The 19,752-nt window shown below is 65.5% G+C and carries 20 protein-coding genes; 14 read left to right on the top strand and 6 right to left on the bottom strand.

Translation table 11 applies throughout. The features are described 5' to 3' along the window. Positions 1–13: 13 nt before the first annotated feature. A complete protein-coding gene (locus C6P64_RS04160; RefSeq protein ID WP_105747323.1) occupies positions 14–718 on the bottom strand; it encodes a CoA transferase subunit A in 705 nt (234 codons plus the stop codon). A 109-nt stretch (positions 719–827) separates the two neighbouring features. Here C6P64_RS04160 and C6P64_RS04155 point away from each other — a divergent pair, with 109 nt between their 5' ends. Continuing rightward, positions 828–1,397: a PAS and helix-turn-helix domain-containing protein gene (locus tag C6P64_RS04155; protein ID WP_245911622.1), complete on the top strand. Its 570-nt coding sequence runs from the start codon at positions 828–830 to the stop codon at positions 1,395–1,397. Between the two features lie 3 nt (positions 1,398–1,400). Here C6P64_RS04155 and C6P64_RS04150 read toward each other — a convergent pair whose 3' ends face one another. The 5 genes from C6P64_RS04150 to C6P64_RS04130 form a co-directional block, all read right to left on the bottom strand. Continuing rightward, positions 1,401–1,844, bottom strand: a complete 444-nt coding sequence (locus C6P64_RS04150; protein ID WP_105747322.1) for a hypothetical protein — start codon at positions 1,842–1,844, stop codon at positions 1,401–1,403. A 257-nt stretch (positions 1,845–2,101) separates the two neighbouring features. Further along, positions 2,102–4,693, bottom strand: a complete 2,592-nt coding sequence (gene acnB, locus C6P64_RS04145) for a bifunctional aconitate hydratase 2/2-methylisocitrate dehydratase (protein WP_105747321.1) — start codon at positions 4,691–4,693, stop codon at positions 2,102–2,104. A 37-nt stretch (positions 4,694–4,730) separates the two neighbouring features. Next, positions 4,731–5,231 (bottom strand): hypothetical protein, encoded by a 501-nt coding sequence (locus C6P64_RS04140; protein WP_146115859.1) that lies wholly within the window; start codon positions 5,229–5,231, stop codon positions 4,731–4,733. 26 nt (positions 5,232–5,257) lie between these two features. Next, positions 5,258–6,244: an HpcH/HpaI aldolase/citrate lyase family protein gene (locus C6P64_RS04135; RefSeq protein WP_245911621.1), complete on the bottom strand. Its 987-nt coding sequence runs from the start codon at positions 6,242–6,244 to the stop codon at positions 5,258–5,260. A gap of 18 nt (positions 6,245–6,262) precedes the next feature. Next, a complete protein-coding gene (locus tag C6P64_RS04130) occupies positions 6,263–7,249 on the bottom strand; it encodes a malate dehydrogenase (RefSeq protein ID WP_105747319.1) in 987 nt (328 codons plus the stop codon). Between the two features lie 117 nt (positions 7,250–7,366). Here C6P64_RS04130 and C6P64_RS04125 point away from each other — a divergent pair, with 117 nt between their 5' ends. The 13 genes from C6P64_RS04125 (at position 7,367) to C6P64_RS04065 (ending at position 19,707) form a co-directional block, all read left to right on the top strand. Then, on the top strand, positions 7,367–8,188 hold the full coding sequence (locus C6P64_RS04125) for a GntR family transcriptional regulator (RefSeq protein ID WP_105747318.1): 822 nt from the start codon (positions 7,367–7,369) through the stop codon (positions 8,186–8,188). Between the two features lie 156 nt (positions 8,189–8,344). After that, complete coding sequence (gene sdhC / locus C6P64_RS04120; RefSeq protein WP_105747317.1) at positions 8,345–8,776, top strand: succinate dehydrogenase, cytochrome b556 subunit; 432 nt, start codon at positions 8,345–8,347, stop codon at positions 8,774–8,776. 65 nt (positions 8,777–8,841) lie between these two features. Further along, entirely contained in the window at positions 8,842–9,207 is a 366-nt protein-coding gene (gene sdhD, locus C6P64_RS04115; RefSeq protein ID WP_105747316.1) for a succinate dehydrogenase, hydrophobic membrane anchor protein, read from the top strand. A 6-nt stretch (positions 9,208–9,213) separates the two neighbouring features. Further along, a complete protein-coding gene (gene sdhA, locus C6P64_RS04110) occupies positions 9,214–11,019 on the top strand; it encodes a succinate dehydrogenase flavoprotein subunit (RefSeq protein WP_105747315.1) in 1,806 nt (601 codons plus the stop codon). A gap of 22 nt (positions 11,020–11,041) precedes the next feature. Next, positions 11,042–11,746, top strand: a complete 705-nt coding sequence (locus tag C6P64_RS04105; protein WP_105747314.1) for a succinate dehydrogenase iron-sulfur subunit — start codon at positions 11,042–11,044, stop codon at positions 11,744–11,746. A gap of 21 nt (positions 11,747–11,767) precedes the next feature. After that, the gene (locus tag C6P64_RS04100; RefSeq protein ID WP_105747313.1) at positions 11,768–12,040 is read left to right on the top strand and encodes an FAD assembly factor SdhE; all 273 of its coding nucleotides are present in this window, start codon (positions 11,768–11,770) and stop codon (positions 12,038–12,040) included. A 40-nt stretch (positions 12,041–12,080) separates the two neighbouring features. Next, positions 12,081–13,391, top strand: a complete 1,311-nt coding sequence (gene gltA, locus C6P64_RS04095) for a citrate synthase (protein WP_105747312.1) — start codon at positions 12,081–12,083, stop codon at positions 13,389–13,391. A gap of 125 nt (positions 13,392–13,516) precedes the next feature. Beyond that, a complete protein-coding gene (leuC, locus tag C6P64_RS04090) occupies positions 13,517–14,938 on the top strand; it encodes a 3-isopropylmalate dehydratase large subunit (RefSeq protein WP_105747311.1) in 1,422 nt (473 codons plus the stop codon). 135 nt (positions 14,939–15,073) lie between these two features. After that, positions 15,074–15,724 (top strand): 3-isopropylmalate dehydratase small subunit, encoded by a 651-nt coding sequence (gene leuD / locus C6P64_RS04085; protein WP_105747310.1) that lies wholly within the window; start codon positions 15,074–15,076, stop codon positions 15,722–15,724. A gap of 62 nt (positions 15,725–15,786) precedes the next feature. Continuing rightward, positions 15,787–16,875, top strand: a complete 1,089-nt coding sequence (gene leuB, locus C6P64_RS04080) for a 3-isopropylmalate dehydrogenase (RefSeq protein WP_105747427.1) — start codon at positions 15,787–15,789, stop codon at positions 16,873–16,875. 98 nt (positions 16,876–16,973) lie between these two features. Then, positions 16,974–18,092 (top strand): aspartate-semialdehyde dehydrogenase, encoded by a 1,119-nt coding sequence (gene asd / locus C6P64_RS04075; protein WP_105747309.1) that lies wholly within the window; start codon positions 16,974–16,976, stop codon positions 18,090–18,092. A 173-nt stretch (positions 18,093–18,265) separates the two neighbouring features. Continuing rightward, the gene (gene truA / locus C6P64_RS04070) at positions 18,266–19,051 is read left to right on the top strand and encodes a tRNA pseudouridine(38-40) synthase TruA (protein ID WP_105747308.1); all 786 of its coding nucleotides are present in this window, start codon (positions 18,266–18,268) and stop codon (positions 19,049–19,051) included. Then, complete coding sequence (locus tag C6P64_RS04065; RefSeq protein WP_105747426.1) at positions 19,051–19,707, top strand: phosphoribosylanthranilate isomerase; 657 nt, start codon at positions 19,051–19,053, stop codon at positions 19,705–19,707. Before truA ends, C6P64_RS04065 begins: the two co-directional genes overlap by 1 nt. Positions 19,708–19,752 lie beyond the last annotated feature (45 nt).

Raw genomic sequence — 19,752 nt, 5'->3', positions numbered from 1 at the left:
CCAAAATCATTGTTCAGACTTTACGGTCGCGGACGGTGCGCTTCTCGATGCGCTTTTCCGGGGTCGGGTTGTGCACGATGCGGTGCACGTAGATGCCGGGCAGGTGCACGTCATCGGGCGCGATCTCGCCGGTGGGAACGACGCGCTCGACCTCGACGATGCAGATCTTGCCCGCGGTCGCGGCGGCCGGGTTGAAGTTGCGCGCGGTCAGGTTGAAGCGCAGGTTGCCCGACATGTCGGCCACGTCGGCCTTGATCAGCGCGACGTCGGGGAACAGCGCATGCTCCATGACATAGGTTTCGCCGCCGAACTCGCGCAGCTCCTTGCCCTCGGCCACCAGGGTACCGACGCCGGTCTTGGTGAAGAAGGCCGGAATGCCGGCGCCGCCGGCGCGCAGCTTCTCGGCCAGCGTGCCCTGGGGCGTGAATTCCAGCTCCAGTTCACCCGCCAGGTACTGGCGCTCGAACTCCTTGTTCTCGCCGACATAGGACGAGATCATCTTCTTGATCTGGCGCGTCTCGAGCAGCTTGCCGAGGCCGAAACCGTCGACGCCGGCGTTGTTCGAAATCGCCGTCAGGTCCTTGACGCCGCTGTCGCGCAGCGCATCGATCAGCGCCTCGGGAATGCCGCACAGGCCGAAGCCACCGACGGCAATCAGCTGACCGTCGGCCACCACGCCCTCGAGGGCGGCGGCCGCGCTCGGATACACCTTGTTCATGCTTGCTCGCTCCTGTCCAATTGCTGTGGAAAGTCCTACGATACTACGTATTGGCATACGTAGTATTGCCTAAAGTTCAACCCCAACACGCAAGCCGCGTGCCCGCACCGTGCCTATTGCCGCTACCGCCACCGACTACCAGCTCGCCTTCGAACTCGCACCGATCGGACTCGTGCTGTCGCGCCACCGCATCATGCTCGACTGCAACGCGGCAGTCTGCGAGATGTTCGGCGCCAGCCGCGAGCAGCTGGTCGGCCAGTCCTTCCGCCTGCTCTACCCGAGCGCCGACGAGTACGAGCGCATCGGCGAACGGCTGGTGCCGATCCTGAACGCCAAGGGACATTATTCCGACGACCGCCTGATGAAGCGGGTCGACGGACGCTTCAAGGACCAGCTGTTCTGGTGCCATGTCAGCGGCCGCGCGCTCGATCGCAAGGACCCGCATGCGGCCGGCATCTGGAGCTTCGAGGACCTGAGCGCGCGCCGGCCGTTCAAGGCCGACCTGACCGCGCGCGAGCGCGAGGTGGCCGCCCGGGTGCTGGAAGGCCTGACGGCCAAGGAGATCGGCAAGGCGCTGGGCATCAGCCCGCGCACGGTCGAGATCTACCGCGCCCGCCTGCTGCGCAAGTACCAGGCCGGCAGCTCGGTCGAACTGGTGCAGAAACTGGCGGGGATCTGAGGCTCAGCGCGCCCGCGCGTAGGCCGCTGGCGCCGCCGCGATGCCGGCACCCGCCCATTGCAGCGTGGCGCTGTCGCGCTCGGGCATGTCGCCCTTGACCCATTCACGGGCCTTGGCCATCTCGGAGAACTTCATCGTGGCCGGACTGCGCAGGCTGGTCACAGCCAGGCGATAGGCACGTTCGCGCAAGGCGGCGGAACTCGACACGATGGCCTGCCGGAATTCAGCCCTCGGCGGCGTCCAGTCCGCACCGATGAGAGACCCGGAAGCCAGGGGTTCGAGCTCAGGCAAGGCGGTGCAGTCGAGGAAGTCGTCGATCAGGTAATGCACGCCGGCAAAGCGGCCGTCCGCGCGCAACTCGGCGTTCGACAACTGATACTGCTGCGCGCTGACGGCGCCGATATGCCAACGGACGATGCCGTGTTCCAGCCAGACATGTTCGATCATTTTTTTCCTCCCTTGCATGAATCCTGTTGTCATGAGTAACCAATCCCGGATTCATCTTACCAAAAGATAATTTTGACAACTTATGGCCAATGTACCAATATTGTCATGGGATACAAGTAAGCATATCGATCCAAAACCATCTTTCCCGTTCTCCTTCTCCTGGGCAGAAAGCCCGCGATCGGTCGGGTGGGAAACAAAAAAGCCCCCGGGCCTGACGGCACCGGGGGCTCGACGCTTTCAGCTCAGTGGCCGACCGCTCAGACGGTCACGCCCTTGGCAGTTTCCGCGTATTCCTCGATCTGGTCGAAGTTCATGTAGCGGTAGACGCTGGCCTTGTCGTTGTCGATCACGCCCATCGCGGCCAGGTACTCTTCCTTGGTCGGCAGCTTGCCCAGCTTGGAGGCAATCGCCGCCAGTTCGGCCGAGCCCAGGAACACATTGGTGTTCTTGCCCAGACGGTTCGGGAAGTTGCGGGTCGAGGTCGAGATCACGGTCGCGCCTTCGCGCACCTGCGCCTGGTTGCCCATGCACAGCGAGCAGCCCGGCATCTCGGTGCGGGCGCCGGAGGCGCCGAACGCCGAGTAATGGCCTTCCTTGATCAGCTCGGTCTGGTCCATCTTGGTCGGCGGAGCGACCCACATCTTGACCGGGATGTCGCGCTGGCCGCCGAGCAGCTTGGCCGCGGCGCGGAAGTGACCGATGTTGGTCATGCAGGAACCGATGAAGGACTCGTCGATCTGGGTGCCGGCCACTTCGGACAGGAACTTGGCGTCGTCCGGGTCGTTCGGGCAGCAGACGATCGGCTCGGTGATGTCGGCCAGGTCGATCTCGATGACGGCGGCGTACTCGGCATCCTTGTCGGCCTCGAGCAGGTTCGGGTTGGCCAGCCAGGCCTCGACCTTCTCGATGCGGCGCGCCAGGGTCTTGGCGTCGGCATAGCCGTCGGCGATCATGTTCTTCATCAGAACGACGTTCGACTTCAGGTATTCGGCCACCGGCTCCTTGTTGAGCTTGATGGTGCAGCCGGCAGCGGAACGCTCGGCCGAGGCGTCGGACAGCTCGAAAGCCTGCTCGACCTTCAGGTCCGGCAGACCTTCGATCTCGAGGATGCGGCCCGAGAAGATGTTCTTCTTGCCGGCCTTGGCCACGGTCAGCAGACCGGCCTTGATCGCGTACAGCGGGATCGCGTGCACCAGGTCGCGCAGGGTCACGCCAGGCTGCATCTCGCCCTTGAAGCGGACCAGCACCGATTCGGGCATGTCCAGCGGCATCACGCCGGTGGCGGCGCCGAAGGCGACCAGGCCGGAGCCAGCCGGGAAGGAGATGCCGATCGGGAAGCGGGTGTGCGAGTCACCGCCGGTGCCGACGGTGTCGGGCAGCAGCAGGCGGTTGAGCCAGCTGTGGATCACGCCGTCGCCCGGACGCAGCGCCACGCCGCCACGGCTGCTGATGAAGGCCGGCAGCTCGCGGTGGGTCTTGACGTCGACCGGCTTCGGATAGGCGGCGGTGTGGCAGAAGGACTGCATCACCAGGTCGGCCGAGAAGCCCAGGCAGGCCAGGTCCTTCAGTTCGTCGCGCGTCATCGGGCCGGTGGTGTCCTGCGAGCCGACGGTGGTCATCTTCGGTTCGCAGTAGGTGCCCGGGCGCACGCCCTGGCCTTCCGGCAGGCCGACGGCACGGCCGACCATCTTCTGCGCCAGCGTGAAGCCGGCCTTGGTCTCGACCGGCGGGGTGGGCAGGCGGAACAGGGTGGAAGCCGGCAGGCCCAGGAACTCGCGCGCCTTGGCGGTCAGGCTGCGACCGATGATCAGGTTGATGCGGCCGCCAGCGCGGACTTCGTCGAACAGCACGTCGCTCTTGAGCTTGAACTCGGCCACGGTCTCGCCGTTCTTGACGATCTTGCCGTCGTAGGGCAGCACGTCGATCACGTCGCCCATCTCGAGCTTGGAGACATCGACCTCGATCGGCAGCGAACCGGAGTCTTCCTGGGTGTTGAAGAAGATCGGAGCGATCTTGCCGCCCAGGGTCACGCCGCCGAAGCGCTTGTTCGGCACGAACGGGATGTCGGCGCCGGTGGCCCAGATCACGCTGTTGGTCGCCGACTTGCGCGAGGAACCGGTACCGACCACGTCGCCGACATAGGCCACCAGATGACCCTTCTTCTTCAGGTCCTCGATGAACTGCATCGGGCCGCGCTTGCCGTCTTCCTCGGGCTTGAAGGCCGCGTCGGGACGGGTGTTCTTGAGCATCGCCAGGTAGTGCAGCGGGATGTCCGGACGGCTCCAGGCGTCAGGAGCCGGCGACAGGTCGTCGGTGTTGGTCTCGCCCGGCACCTTGAAGACGGTGACGGTGATCTTCTGCTCGACTTCGGGACGGCTGGTGAACCACTCGGCATCGGCCCAGCTCTGCATCACTTCCTTGGCCTTGGCGTTGCCGGCCTTGGCCTTCTCGGCCACGTCGTTGAAGAAGTCGAACATCAGCAGCGTCTTCTTCAGCGCATCAGCGGCCACGCCCGCCACTTCGGCGTCGTCGAGCAGCTCGATCAGCGGATGCACGTTGTAGCCGCCGACCATGGTGCCGAGCAGCTCGGTAGCCTTGGCCTTGGAGATCAGCGCAACGGCGATGTCGCCATGCGCGACGGCGGCCAGGAAGCTGGCCTTGACCTTGGCGGCATCGTCGACGCCCGGGGGCACGCGGTGGGTCAGCAGGTCGAGCAGGAATTCTTCCTCGCCAGCGGGCGGGTTCTTGATCAGCTCGATCAGGTCGGCGACCTGCTTGGCGTCCAGCGGCAGCGGCGGGATGCCCAGCGCGGCGCGCTCGGCGGCATGTTGACGGTAGGCTTGCAGCATCGTTATAGCTCCAGTTAAAGATTCTTGTAATTGAGGGTCAGCGTGACTTCTGCGCCACGTCAAGCAAGTTCGGGGCCGGGTTGTGCTTGAGATGCTCGGCATAGGCTGCCTGCAGCGGGCTCATGCATTCATCGGCCAGGCGCTGGCCCGGACCCATCAGCATCGACTTGTTGGCGAGCTGGAGCCAGACCGCTCCGCGCGCCTGGTCTTCCAGGCGCAGGGCGCCGGTGGCACTCGCGACCGGGCGCATGTGGAAGCGCTGGTTCTTGAGTTGCAGGTGGAAATAGCCCGGCGCGTCGGCATCGGCGCGCAGGTTCACGCTCTGGCCGAGTTCGCACGGGATGTTGCCGATCGACACCTGGGTCGACAGCAGCAGCTCCTCGTCGTTCAGCGGGACCGGGGCGACAGCGGCCGGCTTGGCCGACGCAGGCTTGGCCTTGCGCTGGGGCTCGCTGGCGGCCTGCGCGCCGAGCAGGAAGAGGCTGGCGCCGGCGGCCGCCACCAGGCGGGCCAGCATCAGGTTACGGTGGATCGCCATGGAGACTCCTAGGGGAAGATCCCGGTTCAGAAAAAGACGACCGCTTCGGGCGGAAGCGGGCAGCCGGTCTGGTGCGCGCGCTCCAGCGTCTGCCAGTAGTAGCGGTAGCTGGCACGGTCGTGCAGCTGGCCGTCGAGCGCGATCGGCGCCCAGTCCGCGGCATGGGCCGCGGCGATGATGCGGGCCGATTTCTCGACCTCCTGCGCGGTCGGCGCGAAAGCCTCGAGGATGGGCTCGATCTGGTCGGGGTGGATGCTCCACATGCGGGTGTAGCCGAGCTCGCGCGCGGCACGTTGCGCCGCCTGCTTCATCGCGGCCCGGTCCTTGAACTCGGTCACGACGCAATGCGAGGGCACCTTGCCATGGGCATGGCAGGCGCTGGCGATCTCGAGCTTGGCGCGCAGCACCAGCGGGTGGCTGAACTGCCCGGCCAGGCCCATGCCATCCGAGGGGATGGCACCGCCATGGGCGGAGACGAAATCCATCAGGCCAAAGCTCAGCGACTGCACGCGCGAATGCGCAGCGATCTCGAAGGCGCGATGCACCGCGGCCGGCGACTCGATCAGTACCTGCAGCGGCAGCTCATGGCCACCGGCGGCATCCATGGACCGGACGGCGCGCTCGACATCGGCCACCGACTCGACCTTGGGCACCATCAGGTGCGACAGGCGATGACCCACCGCACCGACGATCTGCGCCACGTCGGCCTCGAAGGCCGGGTGATCGACCGCATGCACGCGCACGCCGACGCGCGGGCGGATCGCAGCAGAAAAATCCAGGCCCTGCACCAGCTCGGTGACGAGCTGGGCATGCTCGGCCTCGGCGCCGACGGCTGCTCCGTCCTCGCAGTCCAGCGTCACGTCGAAGACGCAGGCGCCGAAGCGCTGCGAGAACTCGGCCTGCAGCTGCAGGCTCTTGCGCATGCGCGCCTCGACACCGCTGTAGTGGTCGCAGACCGGCAGCGCGACCGCGCCGGCTTGTGCCCCCAGCAACACCTCACGCGGATGCTTCACCTGCAGCTCCCGCAAGGATTACAGCAGGTGCTTGACGCCGTCGGCTTCGCCTTGCAGCTCGGCCAGGGTCTTGTTGATGCATTCCTGCGAGAAGGCGTCGATTTCCAGGCCTTCGACGATCTTGTACTCGCCGTTCTCGGTGGTGACCGGGAAGCCGAACACGATGCCGGCCGGGATGCCGTATTCGCCGTTGGACGGCACGCCCATGGTGACCCACTCGCCGTTGGAGCCCAGGGCCCAGTCGCGCATGTGGTCGATGGCGGCGTTGGCAGCCGAGGCAGCCGAGGACAGGCCGCGGGCGGCGATGATGGCGGCGCCGCGCTTGCCGACGGTCGGCAGGAACACTTCAGCGTTCCAGACCTGGTCGTTGATCATGTCCTTGACCGACTCGCCGTTGATGGTGGCGAAGCGGTAGTCGGCGTACATGGTCGGCGAGTGGTTGCCCCAGACGGTCAGGCTCTTGATGTCGCCGACGGCCTTGCCGGTCTTGGCGGCGATCTGCGAGGCAGCACGGTTGTGGTCCAGGCGCAGCATGGCGGTGAAGTTCTTGGCCGGCAGGTCCGGGGCCGACTTCATCGCGATGTAGGCGTTGGTGTTGGCGGGGTTACCGACCACCAGCACCTTGACGTTGCGGCTGGCGACCTTGTTCAGCGCCTTGCCCTGGACGGTGAAGATGGCGGCGTTGGCGGCCAGCAGGTCGGCACGCTCCATGCCCGGGCCACGCGGACGGGCGCCGACCAGCAGCGCGTAGTCGGTGTCCTTGAACGCTTCTTCCGGGTTGCTGTGGGCTTCGATGCCGGCCAGCAGCGGGAAGGCGCAGTCTTCCAGCTCCATGATCACGCCTTTGAGGGCGTTCTGTGCGCGCTCGTCGGGGATCTCGAGCAGCTGCAGGATGACCGGCTGGTCCTTGCCCAGCATTTCGCCCGAGGCGATGCGGAACAGCAGGGCGTAACCGATTTGACCAGCAGCGCCAGTGACGGCAACGCGAACGGGCTTCTTGCTCATGAGAACACTCCAGAAATGCAACAGTTGAGAGAAAAGTAACTTGATCGAGTTTACCCTGCAAAAAAGGGCCAAGTCAATTTGTCTTATGTCTTATATAAGATATGATTGCACCCGATCATGGCCCAGACCCCGCCCGCCTCCAGCCCCAGGACCCCAGAGGTCAACCCCCCGAGCTTCGGCAGCGAAGCGGGCCAGGCTGTGTCCGGCAGCGCGACGCCGGCCTTCAGCCCGCTTTACCAGCAAATCAAGGGTCTGCTGCTGCAAAGCCTGCAGGCCGGCGAGTGGAAACCAGGCGACCTGATCCCGAGCGAACTCGAGCTGGCGGGACGCTTTCGCGTCAGCCAGGGCACGGTGCGCAAGGCCATCGACGAACTCTCCGCCGACAACCTGCTGGTGCGGCGCCAGGGCAAGGGCACTTTCGTCGCCACCCATTCCGAGCAGCAGGTGCAGTACCGCTTCCTGCGGCTCGAGCCCGACAGCGGCAACCGCGACGGCCAGGGACCGGCCGAGCGCCAGATCCTCGACTTCCGGCGCCTGCGCGCACCGGCCGAGATCGCCCACCGGCTGGGACTGCGCTCGGGCGATCCGGTGTTCGAGGTCAGGCGGGTGCTGTCCTTCCAGGGCACGCCGACCATCCTGGAAGACCTCTGGCTGCCGGGCAGCCCGTTCAAGGGACTCAGCCTCGAGACCCTGGCCAATCACCAAGGCGCGATGTACGCCCTGTTCGAGCGCCAGTTCGGCGTGCGCATGGTGCGCGCCGACGAAAGGCTCAAGGCGGTGGCTGCCGATGCGGAATCGGCCGCGACCCTGGGCGTGGCGGCGAGCTTTCCGCTGCTGAGCGTCGAGCGCGTGGCCTACACCTACAACGACACGCCGATGGAATACCGCCGCGGCCTCTACCGCACCGACAAGCACCACTACCACAACGAACTGAGTTGAGGCCAACAAGCCTGACTCGACAATGGTCTCAACACGCCATAGCAGCTAGATGCATATTGCATTGCAATAGAATCCGAAAGTTTTCATCAACACAGGAATTCCGCAGGGTTACCTACGGCTTACCTAACTGTCCTCAAGCCAACAGAAAGTCCATCCATGACAGAGCTGAGCAAAAAGCGGCCCGAGTTCCGCAACATCAACGCCCTCCAGGACCTGCCGACCTACCGCCTGCCGGCGGCGGGCTGGGTGTCGATCCTGCACCGTATCAGCGGCTTGCTGATGTTTTTCCTGCTGCCGCTGGTCGTGTGGCTGTTCGACGCGTCGCTGAGCTCGGAGCTGTCCTACGAGCGCTTCACGGCAGCCTTCGACAGCGGCATCGGCTTCGTGCCGGGCGTGCTGGTCAAGCTGGTGGTGCTGGCACTGATCTGGGGCTATCTGCACCACTTCATCGCGGGCGTGCGCCACCTCTACATGGACATGACCCACTCGGTGACCAAGGAATTCGGCAAGTCCTCGGCCCAGGTGACCCTGGTGCTGAGCCTGGGCCTGACCGTGGTGCTGGGCGCCAAGCTGTTCGGCCTGTACTGACCCCACCCATTGACCTGGCGGGACCGGCCCTGTCCGCGCTCCCCCACTAGAAGGAGAACTGATTCATGTCCGTCAATTACGGTTCCAAGCGCGTCGTCACCGGCGCCCATTACGGTCTGCGCGACTGGCTGGTCCAGCGCGTGACCGCCACGCTGATGGCCCTCTTCACCGTGGCGCTGCTGGCCCAAGTGATCTTCAGCAGCGGCCCGATCGGCTACGAAGTCTGGGCCGGCATCTTTGCCGCGCAATGGATGAAATTCCTGACCTTCGGCGTGATCCTGTCGCTGCACTGGCACGCCTGGATCGGCGTGCGCGACATCTGGATGGACTACGTCAAGCCCGCGGGTATCCGCCTGGCGCTGCATGTCCTGACCCTCGTCTGGCTGGTCGGCTGCGCCGGCTGGGCCTACTCTGTTCTCTGGAAGCTCTGATACGCCATGACTGCAACCGCAAACCTCCCCAAGCGTAAATTCGACGTCGTCATCGTCGGAGCCGGCGGCTCCGGCATGCGCGCCTCGCTGCAGCTCGCGCGTGCCGGCCTGAAGGTCGGCGTGCTCTCGAAGGTGTTCCCGACCCGCTCGCACACGGTCGCGGCGCAGGGCGGCGTGTCCGCCTCGCTGGGCAATATGTCGGAAGACAACTGGCACTACCATTTCTACGACACCATCAAGGGTTCGGACTGGCTGGGTGACCAGGACGCGATCGAGTTCATGTGCCGCGAAGCGCCGAAAGTCGTCTACGAGCTCGAGCATTTCGGCATGCCCTTCGACCGCAACCCGGACGGCACCATCTACCAGCGTCCGTTCGGCGGCCACACCGCCAACTACGGCGAGAAGCCGGTGCAACGCGCCTGCGCCGCAGCCGACCGTACCGGCCACGCGATGCTGCACACCCTGTACCAGCAGAACGTCGAAGCCCGCACCACCTTCTTCGTCGAATGGATGGCGCTGGACCTGATCCGCGACGCCTCGGGCGACGTGCTCGGCGTCACCGCGCTCGAGATGGAGACGGGCGACACCTACATCCTCGAAGCCAAGACCACGCTGCTGGCCACCGGTGGCGCCGGCCGCATCTTCGCTGCCTCGACCAACGCCTTCATCAACACCGGTGACGGCCTGGGCATGGCGGCGCGCGCCGGCATCCCGCTGCAGGACATGGAGTTCTGGCAGTTCCACCCGACCGGCGTGGCCGGCGCGGGCGTGCTGCTGACCGAAGGCTGCCGCGGCGAAGGCGCGATCCTGCTCAACAGCAACGGCGAGCGCTTCATGGAGCGCTATGCCCCGACCCTGAAGGACCTGGCACCGCGCGACTTCGTCTCGCGCTGCATGGACCAGGAGATCAAGGAAGGTCGCGGCTGCGGTCCGAACAAGGACTACGTGATGCTCAAGCTCAGCCACCTGGGCGCCGAGACCATCCACAAGCGCCTGCCCTCGGTGTACGAGATCGGCGTCAACTTCGCCAACGTCGACATCACCAAGGAAGACATCCCGGTGGTGCCGACCATCCACTACCAGATGGGCGGCATCCCGACCAACATCCACGGCCAGGTCGTCACCCCTGACGGCAACGGCGGCCAGGCGGTCGTCAACGGCCTGTATGCGGTCGGCGAATGCGCCTGCGTCTCGGTGCACGGCGCCAACCGTCTGGGCACCAACTCGCTGCTCGACCTGCTGGTGTTCGGCCGCGCGGCCGGCAACCACATCGTCGCCAACCTCGACCGCAAGGCCGAGCACAAGCCGCTGCCCAAGGACGCCGCCGACAAGACCCTGGCGCGCCTGGCTCGCCTGGATGCCAGCACCGACGGCGAATACGCCCAGGACGTGGCCAACGACCTGCGCGCGACCATGCAGCAACACGCCGGCGTGTTCCGCACCCAGGCCAGCATGGACGAAGGCGTCAAGAAGATCAATGCGATGCGCGAGCGCGTCGCCAAGATCACGCTGAAGGACAAGTCCAAGGTGTTCAACACCGCGCGCATCGAGGCGCTGGAAGTCGACAACCTGATCGAAGCCGCACAGGCGACGATGACCTCGGCTGCTGCCCGCCACGAATGCCGCGGCGCGCACACCGTCAACGACTACGAGCGCGGCGCCGACGACGCCGAATTCCCGCTGGGCCGCAACGACAAGGAGTGGATGAAGCACACCCTGTGGCACAGCGCCGACAACAGCCTGACCTACAAGCCGGTCAACCTCAAGCCGCTGACGGTGGAATCCGTTCCCCCGAAGGTCCGTACCTTCTAAGCGCAGCGAACTGGAGCACCAAATGGCAAAACGCACTTTCAAGATCTACCGCTACGACCCCGAGAAGGACGCCAAGCCCTACATGCAGACCATCGAGGTCGAACTCGACGGCCATGAGCGCATGTTGCTCGACGCCTTGATGAAGCTGAAGGCGGTCGACCCCTCGATCTCCTTCCGTCGCAGCTGCCGCGAAGGCGTCTGCGGCTCGGACGCGATGAACATCAACGGCAAGAACGGCCTGGCCTGCCTGACCAACATGAACACGCTGCCGGGCGTGATCACCTTGAAGCCCCTGCCGGGCCTGCCGGTGATCCGCGACCTGATCGTGGACATGACGCTGTTCTTCAAGCAGTACCACTCGGTCAAGCCCTACCTGATCAACCAGACCCCGCCGCTGGAGAAGGAGCGCCTGCAGTCGCCCGAGGAGCGCGAGGAGCTCAACGGCCTGTACGAGTGCATCCTGTGCGCGAGCTGCTCGACCAGCTGCCCGAGCTTCTGGTGGAACCCGGACAAGTTCGTCGGCCCGGCCGGCCTGCTGCAGGCCTACCGCTTCATCGCCGACAGCCGCGATGACGCGACCGCCGAGCGCCTCGACAACCTTGAGGACCCGTACCGCCTGTTCCGTTGCCACACCATCATGAACTGTGTGGATGTCTGCCCCAAGAGCCTGAACCCGACCAAGGCGATTGGCAAGATCAAGGAACTGATGGTCCGCCGCGCCATCTGACGTCCCTAACCCGCACGAAGCATGAACGACACCGACCTGCTGGATGAACGTGCTCTGAGCAAGCTGCGCTGGCGCTGCCGGCGCGGCCTGCTCGAGAACGACCTGTTCATCGAACGTTTCTTCGCTGAGCATGAATCTTGCATCACGGTGCGTCAGGCTCGTGCGATGACTGCACTGATGGACCTGTCGGATAACGACCTGCTCGATCTGTTGCTGCAGCGCAAAGAGCCACAGGACGAACTCGCCTGTGACGAAGTCGTCGAACTGCTGGGTGTCCTGCGCACCCGGCATTGAACACAGAGCCCCACTCACAACAGTGCCCCTAGGAGAAGCTATGAAACTCGTTGACAACAAAGCCACCTTGTCGTTCAGCAACGGCGCCCCCAGCGTCGATCTCCCGGTCTACGCCGGCAACATCGGTCCGGACGTGATCGACATCCGCAAGCTGTATGCACAGACCGGCATGTTCACCTACGACCCGGGCTTCCTGTCGACCGCTTCCTGCCAGTCGGCCATCACCTACATCGACGGCGACAAGGGCGAACTGCTGTACCGCGGCTACCCGATCGAGCAGCTCGCAACCAACTGCGACTACCTCGACACCTGCTACCTGCTGCTCAACGGCGAACTGCCGAACGAAAGCCAGCGCAAGGACTTCCACAGCCTCGTGATCAACCACACCATGGTGCACGAGCAGATGCAGTACTTCCTGCGTGGCTTCCGCCGTGACGCGCACCCGATGGCCGTGCTGACCGGCCTGGTCGGCGCCATGTCGGCCTTCTACCACGACAGCACCGACATCAACAATCCGGAGCATCGCCAGATCGCCGCGATCCGCCTGATCGCCAAGATGCCGACCCTGGTCGCCATGGCCTACAAGTACGGCATGGGCCAGCCCTTCGTCTACCCGCGCAACGACCTGTCCTACGCTGGCAACTTCCTGCGCATGATGTTCGCCACGCCTTGCGAGGACTACGTGGTCAACCCGGTGATCGAGCGCGCCGTCGACCGCATCTTCACGCTGCACGCCGACCACGAGCAGAACGCCTCGACCTCGACCGTGCGCCTGTGCGGCTCGTCGGGCACCAACCCGTTCGCGGCCATCGCCGCCGGCGTGGCCTGCCTGTGGGGTCCGGCTCACGGCGGCGCCAACGAAGCCTGCCTGAACATGCTCGAAGAGATCCAGGCCAGCGGCGGTGTCGCCAAGGTCGGCGAGTTCATGGAGAAGGTCAAGGACAAGAACTCCGGCGTCAAGCTGATGGGCTTCGGTCACCGCGTCTACAAGAACTACGACCCGCGCGCCAAGCTGATGCAGGAAACCTGCAACGAAGTGCTGGCCGAGCTCGGCCTCGAGAACGACCCGCTGTTCAAGCTGGCCAAGGAACTCGAGAAGATCGCGCTGGAAGACGACTACTTCGTGCAGCGCAAGCTCTACCCGAACGTCGACTTCTACTCCGGCATCGTCCAGCGTGCGATCGGCATCCCGGTCAACCTGTTCACCGGCATCTTCGCGCTGGCCCGCACCGTCGGCTGGATCGCCCAGCTCAACGAGATGATCAGCGACCCCGAGTACAAGATCGGCCGTCCGCGCCAGCTGTTCACCGGCTCCGTCAAGCGCGACGTGCCGCCGCTGGCACAGCGCTGATGCGCTGCCCTGCCTGAACGCAGACGCCATCAAAAGCCCGCCTCGTGCGGGCTTTTTCCGTTCCGATCCGGCCACTGGGCCTAAAATCTGAAGTTTGGCCACAACGAGTCACGAGAGATTCACGCATGGGACGCACCCTTTACGACAAGATCTGGGACGAGCATGTCGTCCACGTCGAGGAAGACGGCACCGCGGTGCTGTACATCGACCGCCACCTGGTGCACGAAGTCACCAGTCCGCAGGCCTTCGAGGGTCTGCGCGAAGCGGGCCGCAAGCTCTGGCGCGTCAGCTCGGTCGTGGCCACCGCCGACCACAACACCCCGACCACCGGCTGGGACAAGGGCTATGACGGCATCGAGGACCCGATCTCCAAGGAGCAGATCACCACGCTCGACAGCAATATCGCGGAATTCGGCTCGGCGGCCTTCTTCCCCTTCATGTCGCAGCGCCAGGGCATCGTGCACGTGGTCGGCCCCGAGAACGGCGCCACCCTGCCCGGCATGACCGTGGTCTGCGGCGACTCGCACACCTCGACCCACGGCGCGTTTGGCGCGCTGGCGCATGGCATCGGTACCTCCGAGGTCGAGCATGTGATGGCGACCCAGACCCTGCTGGCCAAGAAGGCCAGGAACATGCTGGTCAAGGTCGAGGGCGACTGCGCCCCGGGCGTCGGCGCCAAGGACATCGTGCTGGCCATCATCGGCCGCATCGGCACCGCCGGCGGCACCGGCTACACGATCGAGTTCGGCGGCAGCGCGATCCGCGCCCTGTCGATGGAAGGCCGCATGACGGTCTGCAACATGGCGATCGAGGCCGGTGCGCGTGCCGGCCTGGTCGCGGTCGACGACAAGACGATAGCCTACGTCAAGGGCCGCCCGCTGGCTCCGACCGGCGCCGAATGGGATGCCGCCGTCGCCTACTGGCAGACGCTGCATTCCGACGCCGACGCGGTGTTCGACACCGTGGTCGAACTCGACGCGGCGCAAATCGAGCCGCAGGTCACCTGGGGCACCTCGCCCGAGATGGTGCTGCCCGTGACTGCCGTGGTGCCGAACCCGGCCGACGAACAGGACCCGAACAAGCGCGGCGCGATCGAGCGCGCGCTGGCCTACATGGACCTGAAGGCCGGCACCCCGCTGAGCCAGATCCCGGTCGACAAGATCTTCATCGGCTCCTGCACCAACAGCCGGATCGAGGACATGCGCGAAGCCGCTGCCCTGGTGCAAAAGCTCGGCCGCCAGGTCGCAGCCAATGTCAAGCAGGCGCTGGTGGTCCCGGGCTCGGGCCTGGTCAAGGCGCAGGCCGAGGCCGAAGGCTTGGACCAGGTGTTCAAGGCGGCCGGCTTCGAGTGGCGCGAACCGGGCTGCTCGATGTGCCTGGCGATGAATGCCGACCGTCTCGAGCCGGGCGAGCGCTGCGCCTCGACCAGCAACCGCAACTTCGAAGGCCGTCAGGGCGCGGGTGGCCGCACCCACCTGGTCAGCCCCGCGATGGCCGCTGCCGCGGCGATCGAGGGCCATTTCGTCGACATCCGCCAATTCGCCTGAAATAAATCAGACGCTAGACGCATGAAGACTTTTATCTGTACTTTGTCTGTCTGCCTATGCGTTGTGACATTGCAGGCTTGTGGCCCGAAATGTGACGAACCCAAAATCGGAGTCAGATTGCTAGCTTGCTGATTTATGAAAAAATTCACTATCCTCAAGGGGGTCGTCGCCCCCATGGACCGCGAGAACGTCGACACCGACGCGATCATCCCCAAGCAGTTCCTCAAGTCGATCCGCAAGACCGGCTTCGGCCCGAACCTGTTCGACGAGTGGCGCTACCTGGACGCGGGCTATCCCGGCCAGGACCCGGCCAGCCGGCAGCCGAACCCGGACTTCGTGCTGAACCAGCCGCGCTATGCCGGCGCCTCGGTGCTGCTGGCGCGCAAGAACTTCGGCTGCGGTTCCTCGCGCGAGCATGCGCCCTGGGCGATCGACCAGTACGGCTTCCGCGCCGTCATCGCGCCGAGCTTCGCCGACATCTTCTTCAACAACTGCTTCAAGAACGGCCTGCTGCCCATAGTGCTGCCGGAGGCCACCGTGGCGCAGCTGTTCGACGAGGTCGCCGCGAACCCGGGCTATGAACTGACGATCGACCTGGAACGCCAGGCCATCGTCAAGCCCGATGGCAGCGAGATCGCCTTCGAGGTCCAGCCTTTCCGCAAGTACTGCCTGCTCAACGGCCTCGACGACATCGGCCTGACCCTGCGCCATGCCGACAAGATCAAGGCCTTCGAGGCCACGCGCCTGCAGGCCAAGCCCTGGCTGGCCCACAGCATGAACGGCTGAAGCTGGCCACCCCCTTTTGAATGACGGCGACCGCGCAAGCGGCCGCCAGCAATGGATCACGCATGAAAATCGCAGTTCTTCCTGGTGACGGCATCGGCACCGAAATCGTCGCCGAAGCGGTCAAGGTCCTGAATACCCTCGGCCTCGACCTTCAGATGGAACAGGCCCTGGTCGGCGGCGCCGCCTACGAGGTGCACGGCCACCCGCTGCCCGAGTCCACGCTCAAGCTGGCACAGGAATCCGACGCCATCCTGTTCGGCGCCGTCGGCGACTGGAAATACGACAAGCTGGACCGCCCGCTGCGCCCCGAGCAGGCCATCCTGGGCCTGCGCAAGCACCTGGGCCTGTTCGCCAACTTCCGCCCCGCGATCTGCTACGAGGAACTGGTCGGTGCGTCGAGCCTCAAGCCCGAGCTGATCGCCGGCCTCGACATCCTGATCATCCGCGAGCTGACCGGCGACATCTACTTCGGCCAGCCGCGCGGCCGCCGCATCGCGACCGACGGCCATTTCCCGGGCACCGAGGAAGCCTTCGACACCATGCGCTACTCGCGTCCCGAGATCGAGCGCATCGCCCATGTCGCCTTCCAGGCCGCGCGCAAGCGCAGCAAGAAGGTCACCAGCGTCGACAAGGCCAACGTGCTCGAGACCTTCCAGTTCTGGAAGGATGTCGTGACCGAGGTCGCCAAGGAATACCCGGACGTGGCGCTCGAGCACATGTATGTCGACAACGCCGCGATGCAGCTGGTCAAGAAGCCCAAGGCCTTCGACGTGCTGTTCACCGGCAACATGTTCGGCGACATCCTGAGCGACGAGGCCTCGATGCTGACCGGCTCGATCGGCATGCTGCCCTCGGCCAGCCTCAACGCCAAGGGCCAGGGCCTGTACGAGCCCAGCCATGGCAGCGCGCCCGACATCGCGGGCCAGGGCATTGCCAACCCCTTGGCTACAATCCTGTCTGCTGCCATGATGTTGCGTTTTTCCCTCAACCAAGCCGAAGCCGCCGATCGCATCGAAGCGGCGGTCAAGGACGTGCTCGCCGCGGGCTACCGCACGGCCGACATCTGGTCGGAAGGCACCAAGCGGGTGAGCACGCGCGAAATGGGCGACGCGGTGGTGGCTGCCATCACCAAGACCACCATTAAGGGCTGATTCAGCTCCGGTTCGTCGCGCCCCTACCCGGCCAGACGAGCCGGGCAAAACCAAACGGGGCCCCAGGCCCCATCTTTTGTAACTTGAAAGGGTTTGCGATGAGCAAAGTGGGCAATCTGGTCGGCCTCGTGGGCTGGCGCGGCATGGTGGGTTCGGTCCTGATGGACCGCATGGTGGCCGAAGGCGACTTCGACCATATCGAACCGATCTTCTTCTCGACTTCGAACGCTGGCGGCAAGGCCCCGGCGCAGGCCAAGCAGCACACCCAGCTGCAGGACGCCAACGACATCGCGGCGCTGAGCCAATGCGACATCGTCATCACCTGCCAGGGCGGCGACTACACCAAGGAAGTCTTCCCCAAGCTGCGTGCGGCTGGCTGGCAAGGCCACTGGATCGACGCGGCCTCGTCGCTGCGCATGGAATCCGATGCCGTGATCGTGCTCGACCCGGTCAATGACGAGCTGATCAAGCAGTCGCTGGCCAACGGCGGCAAGAACTGGATCGGCGGCAACTGCACCAACTCCATCCTGCTGATGGGCCTGGGCGGCCTGTTCAAGGCTGGCCTGGTCGAATGGGTCAGCTCGATGACCTACCAGGCGGCTTCGGGCGGCGGCGCCAACCACATGCGCGAGCTGCTCAAGGGCATGGGCGTGGTCCATGCCGCCGTGGCTGACGAGCTGGCGACCCCGGCTTCGGCCATCCTCGAGATCGACCGCAAGGTCGCCAAGACCATCCGCGAGGACGTTCCGACCGAGTTCTTCGGCGCCCCGCTGGCTGGTGGCCTGATCCCCTGGATCGATGTGCAGCTGCCCAACGGCCAGTCGAAGGAAGAGTGGAAGGGCCAGGCCGAGGTCAACAAGATCCTCGGCACCGAAGCCACCATTCCGGTCGACGGCCTGTGCGTGCGCATCGGCGCGATGCGCTGCCACAGCCTGGCGCTGACCCTGAAGCTCAAGAAGGACCTGCCGCTGGAAGAGATCGAGGCCATCATCAAGGGCGGCAACCCCTGGGTCAAGTTCGTCGAGAACGACCGCGCGATCACCGTCAAGGAACTGACCCCGGCCGCCATCACCGGCGGGCTCGAAGTGGGCGTCGGCCGCGTGCGCAAGCTCAACATGGGCCCCGAGTACCTGTCGGCTTTCGTGATCGGCGACCAGCTGCTGTGGGGCGCTGCCGAGCCGCTGCGCCGCATGCTGCGCATCCTGCTGGCCGCCTGACGTGAACCAAGTCGCCAGCCCCTGCCCTGCAGGCCGGCTGGCGACCTCGAGTTCGCTCCACCTTCCGGCTGCGGCCGGAACCTGGCCCCAGGCACAGCGCCAGCCGCACCATCTTGCACGGCGGCCAGGCCAGGGCCACCGCCCCTTCTGACTTCTCTGAGAAAAGACCCATCTTGCGGATTGCACTCGGTATCAGCTATCTCGGCAGCGCCTACCAGGGCTGGCAAAGCCAGCCCAGCGGCCGGACCGTGCAGGACCAGCTCGAAAAGGCGCTGGCGCAATTCGCCGACCGGCCGGTCTCGACCCTGTGCGCCGGACGCACCGATGCGGGCGTGCACGGCCTGATGCAGGTGGTGCACTTCGACACCGAGGTCGAACGCGTCATGAATTCCTGGGTACGCGGCACCAACCGCTACCTGCCCGACGACATCGCGGTGCAGTGGGCGCATCAGGTGCCCGCCGCCTTCCACTGCCGCGCCAGCGCGATTGCGCGGCGCTACGCCTATGTGCTGCTCGAGTCGCCGGTGCGCCCGAGCCTGGACAGCGGGCGCGTGGGCTGGGTGTTCCGCCCGCTCGACTTGGCCGCGATGGACGCCGCCGCCCAGCATCTGCTCGGCGAGCATGACTTCAGCAGCTTCCGCGCCGCCCAATGCCAGGCGCTGTCGCCGGTCAAGGACCTGCGCCGGATCGACATCAGCCGCCACGGCGCCTACTGGCGCTTCGAGTTCGAGGCCAGCGCCTTCCTGCACCACATGATCCGCAACATCATGGGCTGCCTGCTGGCGGTCGGCCAGGGATTGCGTCCGCCCGCATGGATGGCCGAGGTGCGCGATGCGCGCAGCCGCGAGATCGCGGCGCCGACCTTCTCGCCCGACGGGCTCTACTTCCTCGGGCCCCGCTACGAAGCGCACTGGGGCCTGCCCGATACCGTGGCCGGCTTCGACTGGTTGCCAGGATGATGAAACGCACAAGAATCAAGATCTGCGGCCTGACGCGCGAGGCCGACGTGCAGCACGCGGTGCAGGCCGGCGCCGACGCGATCGGCTTCGTGCTCTACCCCAACAGCCCGCGCGCGGTCACTGCGGCCCGCGCCGGCGAACTGGCCCGGCTGCTGCCCCCCTTCGTGACCCCGGTGCTGCTGTTCGTCAATGCCAGCGCGGCCGAGATCGCCGCCGGCCTGCAGGCGGTGCCCAACGCGCTGCTGCAGTTCCATGGCGACGAGACGCCGGAGCAATGTCGGGCCGCCGGTCGCCCCTTCATCCGCGCCGCGCGCGTTCCGGTGGGCGCAGACGCCCAGGGCTTCGATCTTCTAGAATATGCCCAGGATTACGCCGATGCCCAGGCCATCCTGCTGGACGCCCATGTGCAGGGCTACGGCGGCGGCGGCGTCGCTTTTGACTGGACAGCTTTCAATTGGTCACATCCTCGACTAAGCGCCGGCTCTCGCCTCGTCTTGTCTGGTGGACTCACACCTGCAAACGTGGCCGAAGGGATCAGGCTGGTTCGCCCCTGGGCAGTTGACGTCAGTTCAGGCGTGGAGACTGCCAAGGGCATCAAGAGCGCGGAGCTCATGGATCGCTTCATCGCCGCCGTGCGCGAGGCCGACCTGGGCTGAGCGCAGCAGGAACAGGCCGCACCGGCCTGGCCACCCCCCATTCCA

Origin of the sequence: Malikia granosa, from assembly GCF_002980595.1 — a bacterium.
Lineage (GTDB): Bacteria > Pseudomonadota > Gammaproteobacteria > Burkholderiales > Burkholderiaceae_C > Malikia > Malikia granosa.
The sequence above is the reverse complement of the archived record's forward strand: the minus strand, read 5'-3'. Positions and strand labels throughout refer to the sequence as shown.

What these genes read in the sequence shown, in the direction of transcription:
- C6P64_RS04065 (WP_105747426.1), top strand. Translation starts at nt 19,051, where the DNA reads ATGAAACGCACAAGAATCAAGATCTGCGGCCTGACGCGCGAGGCCGAC.
- C6P64_RS04160 (WP_105747323.1), bottom strand. Translation starts at nt 718, where the DNA reads ATGAACAAGGTGTATCCGAGCGCGGCCGCCGCCCTCGAGGGCGTGGTG.
- leuC (WP_105747311.1), top strand. Translation starts at nt 13,517, where the DNA reads ATGGGACGCACCCTTTACGACAAGATCTGGGACGAGCATGTCGTCCAC.
- C6P64_RS04100 (WP_105747313.1), top strand. Translation starts at nt 11,768, where the DNA reads ATGAACGACACCGACCTGCTGGATGAACGTGCTCTGAGCAAGCTGCGC.
- leuD (WP_105747310.1), top strand. Translation starts at nt 15,074, where the DNA reads ATGAAAAAATTCACTATCCTCAAGGGGGTCGTCGCCCCCATGGACCGC.
- leuB (WP_105747427.1), top strand. Translation starts at nt 15,787, where the DNA reads ATGAAAATCGCAGTTCTTCCTGGTGACGGCATCGGCACCGAAATCGTC.
- gltA (WP_105747312.1), top strand. Translation starts at nt 12,081, where the DNA reads ATGAAACTCGTTGACAACAAAGCCACCTTGTCGTTCAGCAACGGCGCC.
- C6P64_RS04130 (WP_105747319.1), bottom strand. Translation starts at nt 7,249, where the DNA reads ATGAGCAAGAAGCCCGTTCGCGTTGCCGTCACTGGCGCTGCTGGTCAA.
- C6P64_RS04150 (WP_105747322.1), bottom strand. Translation starts at nt 1,844, where the DNA reads ATGATCGAACATGTCTGGCTGGAACACGGCATCGTCCGTTGGCATATC.
- sdhA (WP_105747315.1), top strand. Translation starts at nt 9,214, where the DNA reads ATGACTGCAACCGCAAACCTCCCCAAGCGTAAATTCGACGTCGTCATC.
- asd (WP_105747309.1), top strand. Translation starts at nt 16,974, where the DNA reads ATGAGCAAAGTGGGCAATCTGGTCGGCCTCGTGGGCTGGCGCGGCATG.
- C6P64_RS04105 (WP_105747314.1), top strand. Translation starts at nt 11,042, where the DNA reads ATGGCAAAACGCACTTTCAAGATCTACCGCTACGACCCCGAGAAGGAC.
- acnB (WP_105747321.1), bottom strand. Translation starts at nt 4,693, where the DNA reads ATGCTGCAAGCCTACCGTCAACATGCCGCCGAGCGCGCCGCGCTGGGC.
- sdhD (WP_105747316.1), top strand. Translation starts at nt 8,842, where the DNA reads ATGTCCGTCAATTACGGTTCCAAGCGCGTCGTCACCGGCGCCCATTAC.
- C6P64_RS04140 (WP_146115859.1), bottom strand. Translation starts at nt 5,231, where the DNA reads ATGGCGATCCACCGTAACCTGATGCTGGCCCGCCTGGTGGCGGCCGCC.
- sdhC (WP_105747317.1), top strand. Translation starts at nt 8,345, where the DNA reads ATGACAGAGCTGAGCAAAAAGCGGCCCGAGTTCCGCAACATCAACGCC.
- C6P64_RS04125 (WP_105747318.1), top strand. Translation starts at nt 7,367, where the DNA reads ATGGCCCAGACCCCGCCCGCCTCCAGCCCCAGGACCCCAGAGGTCAAC.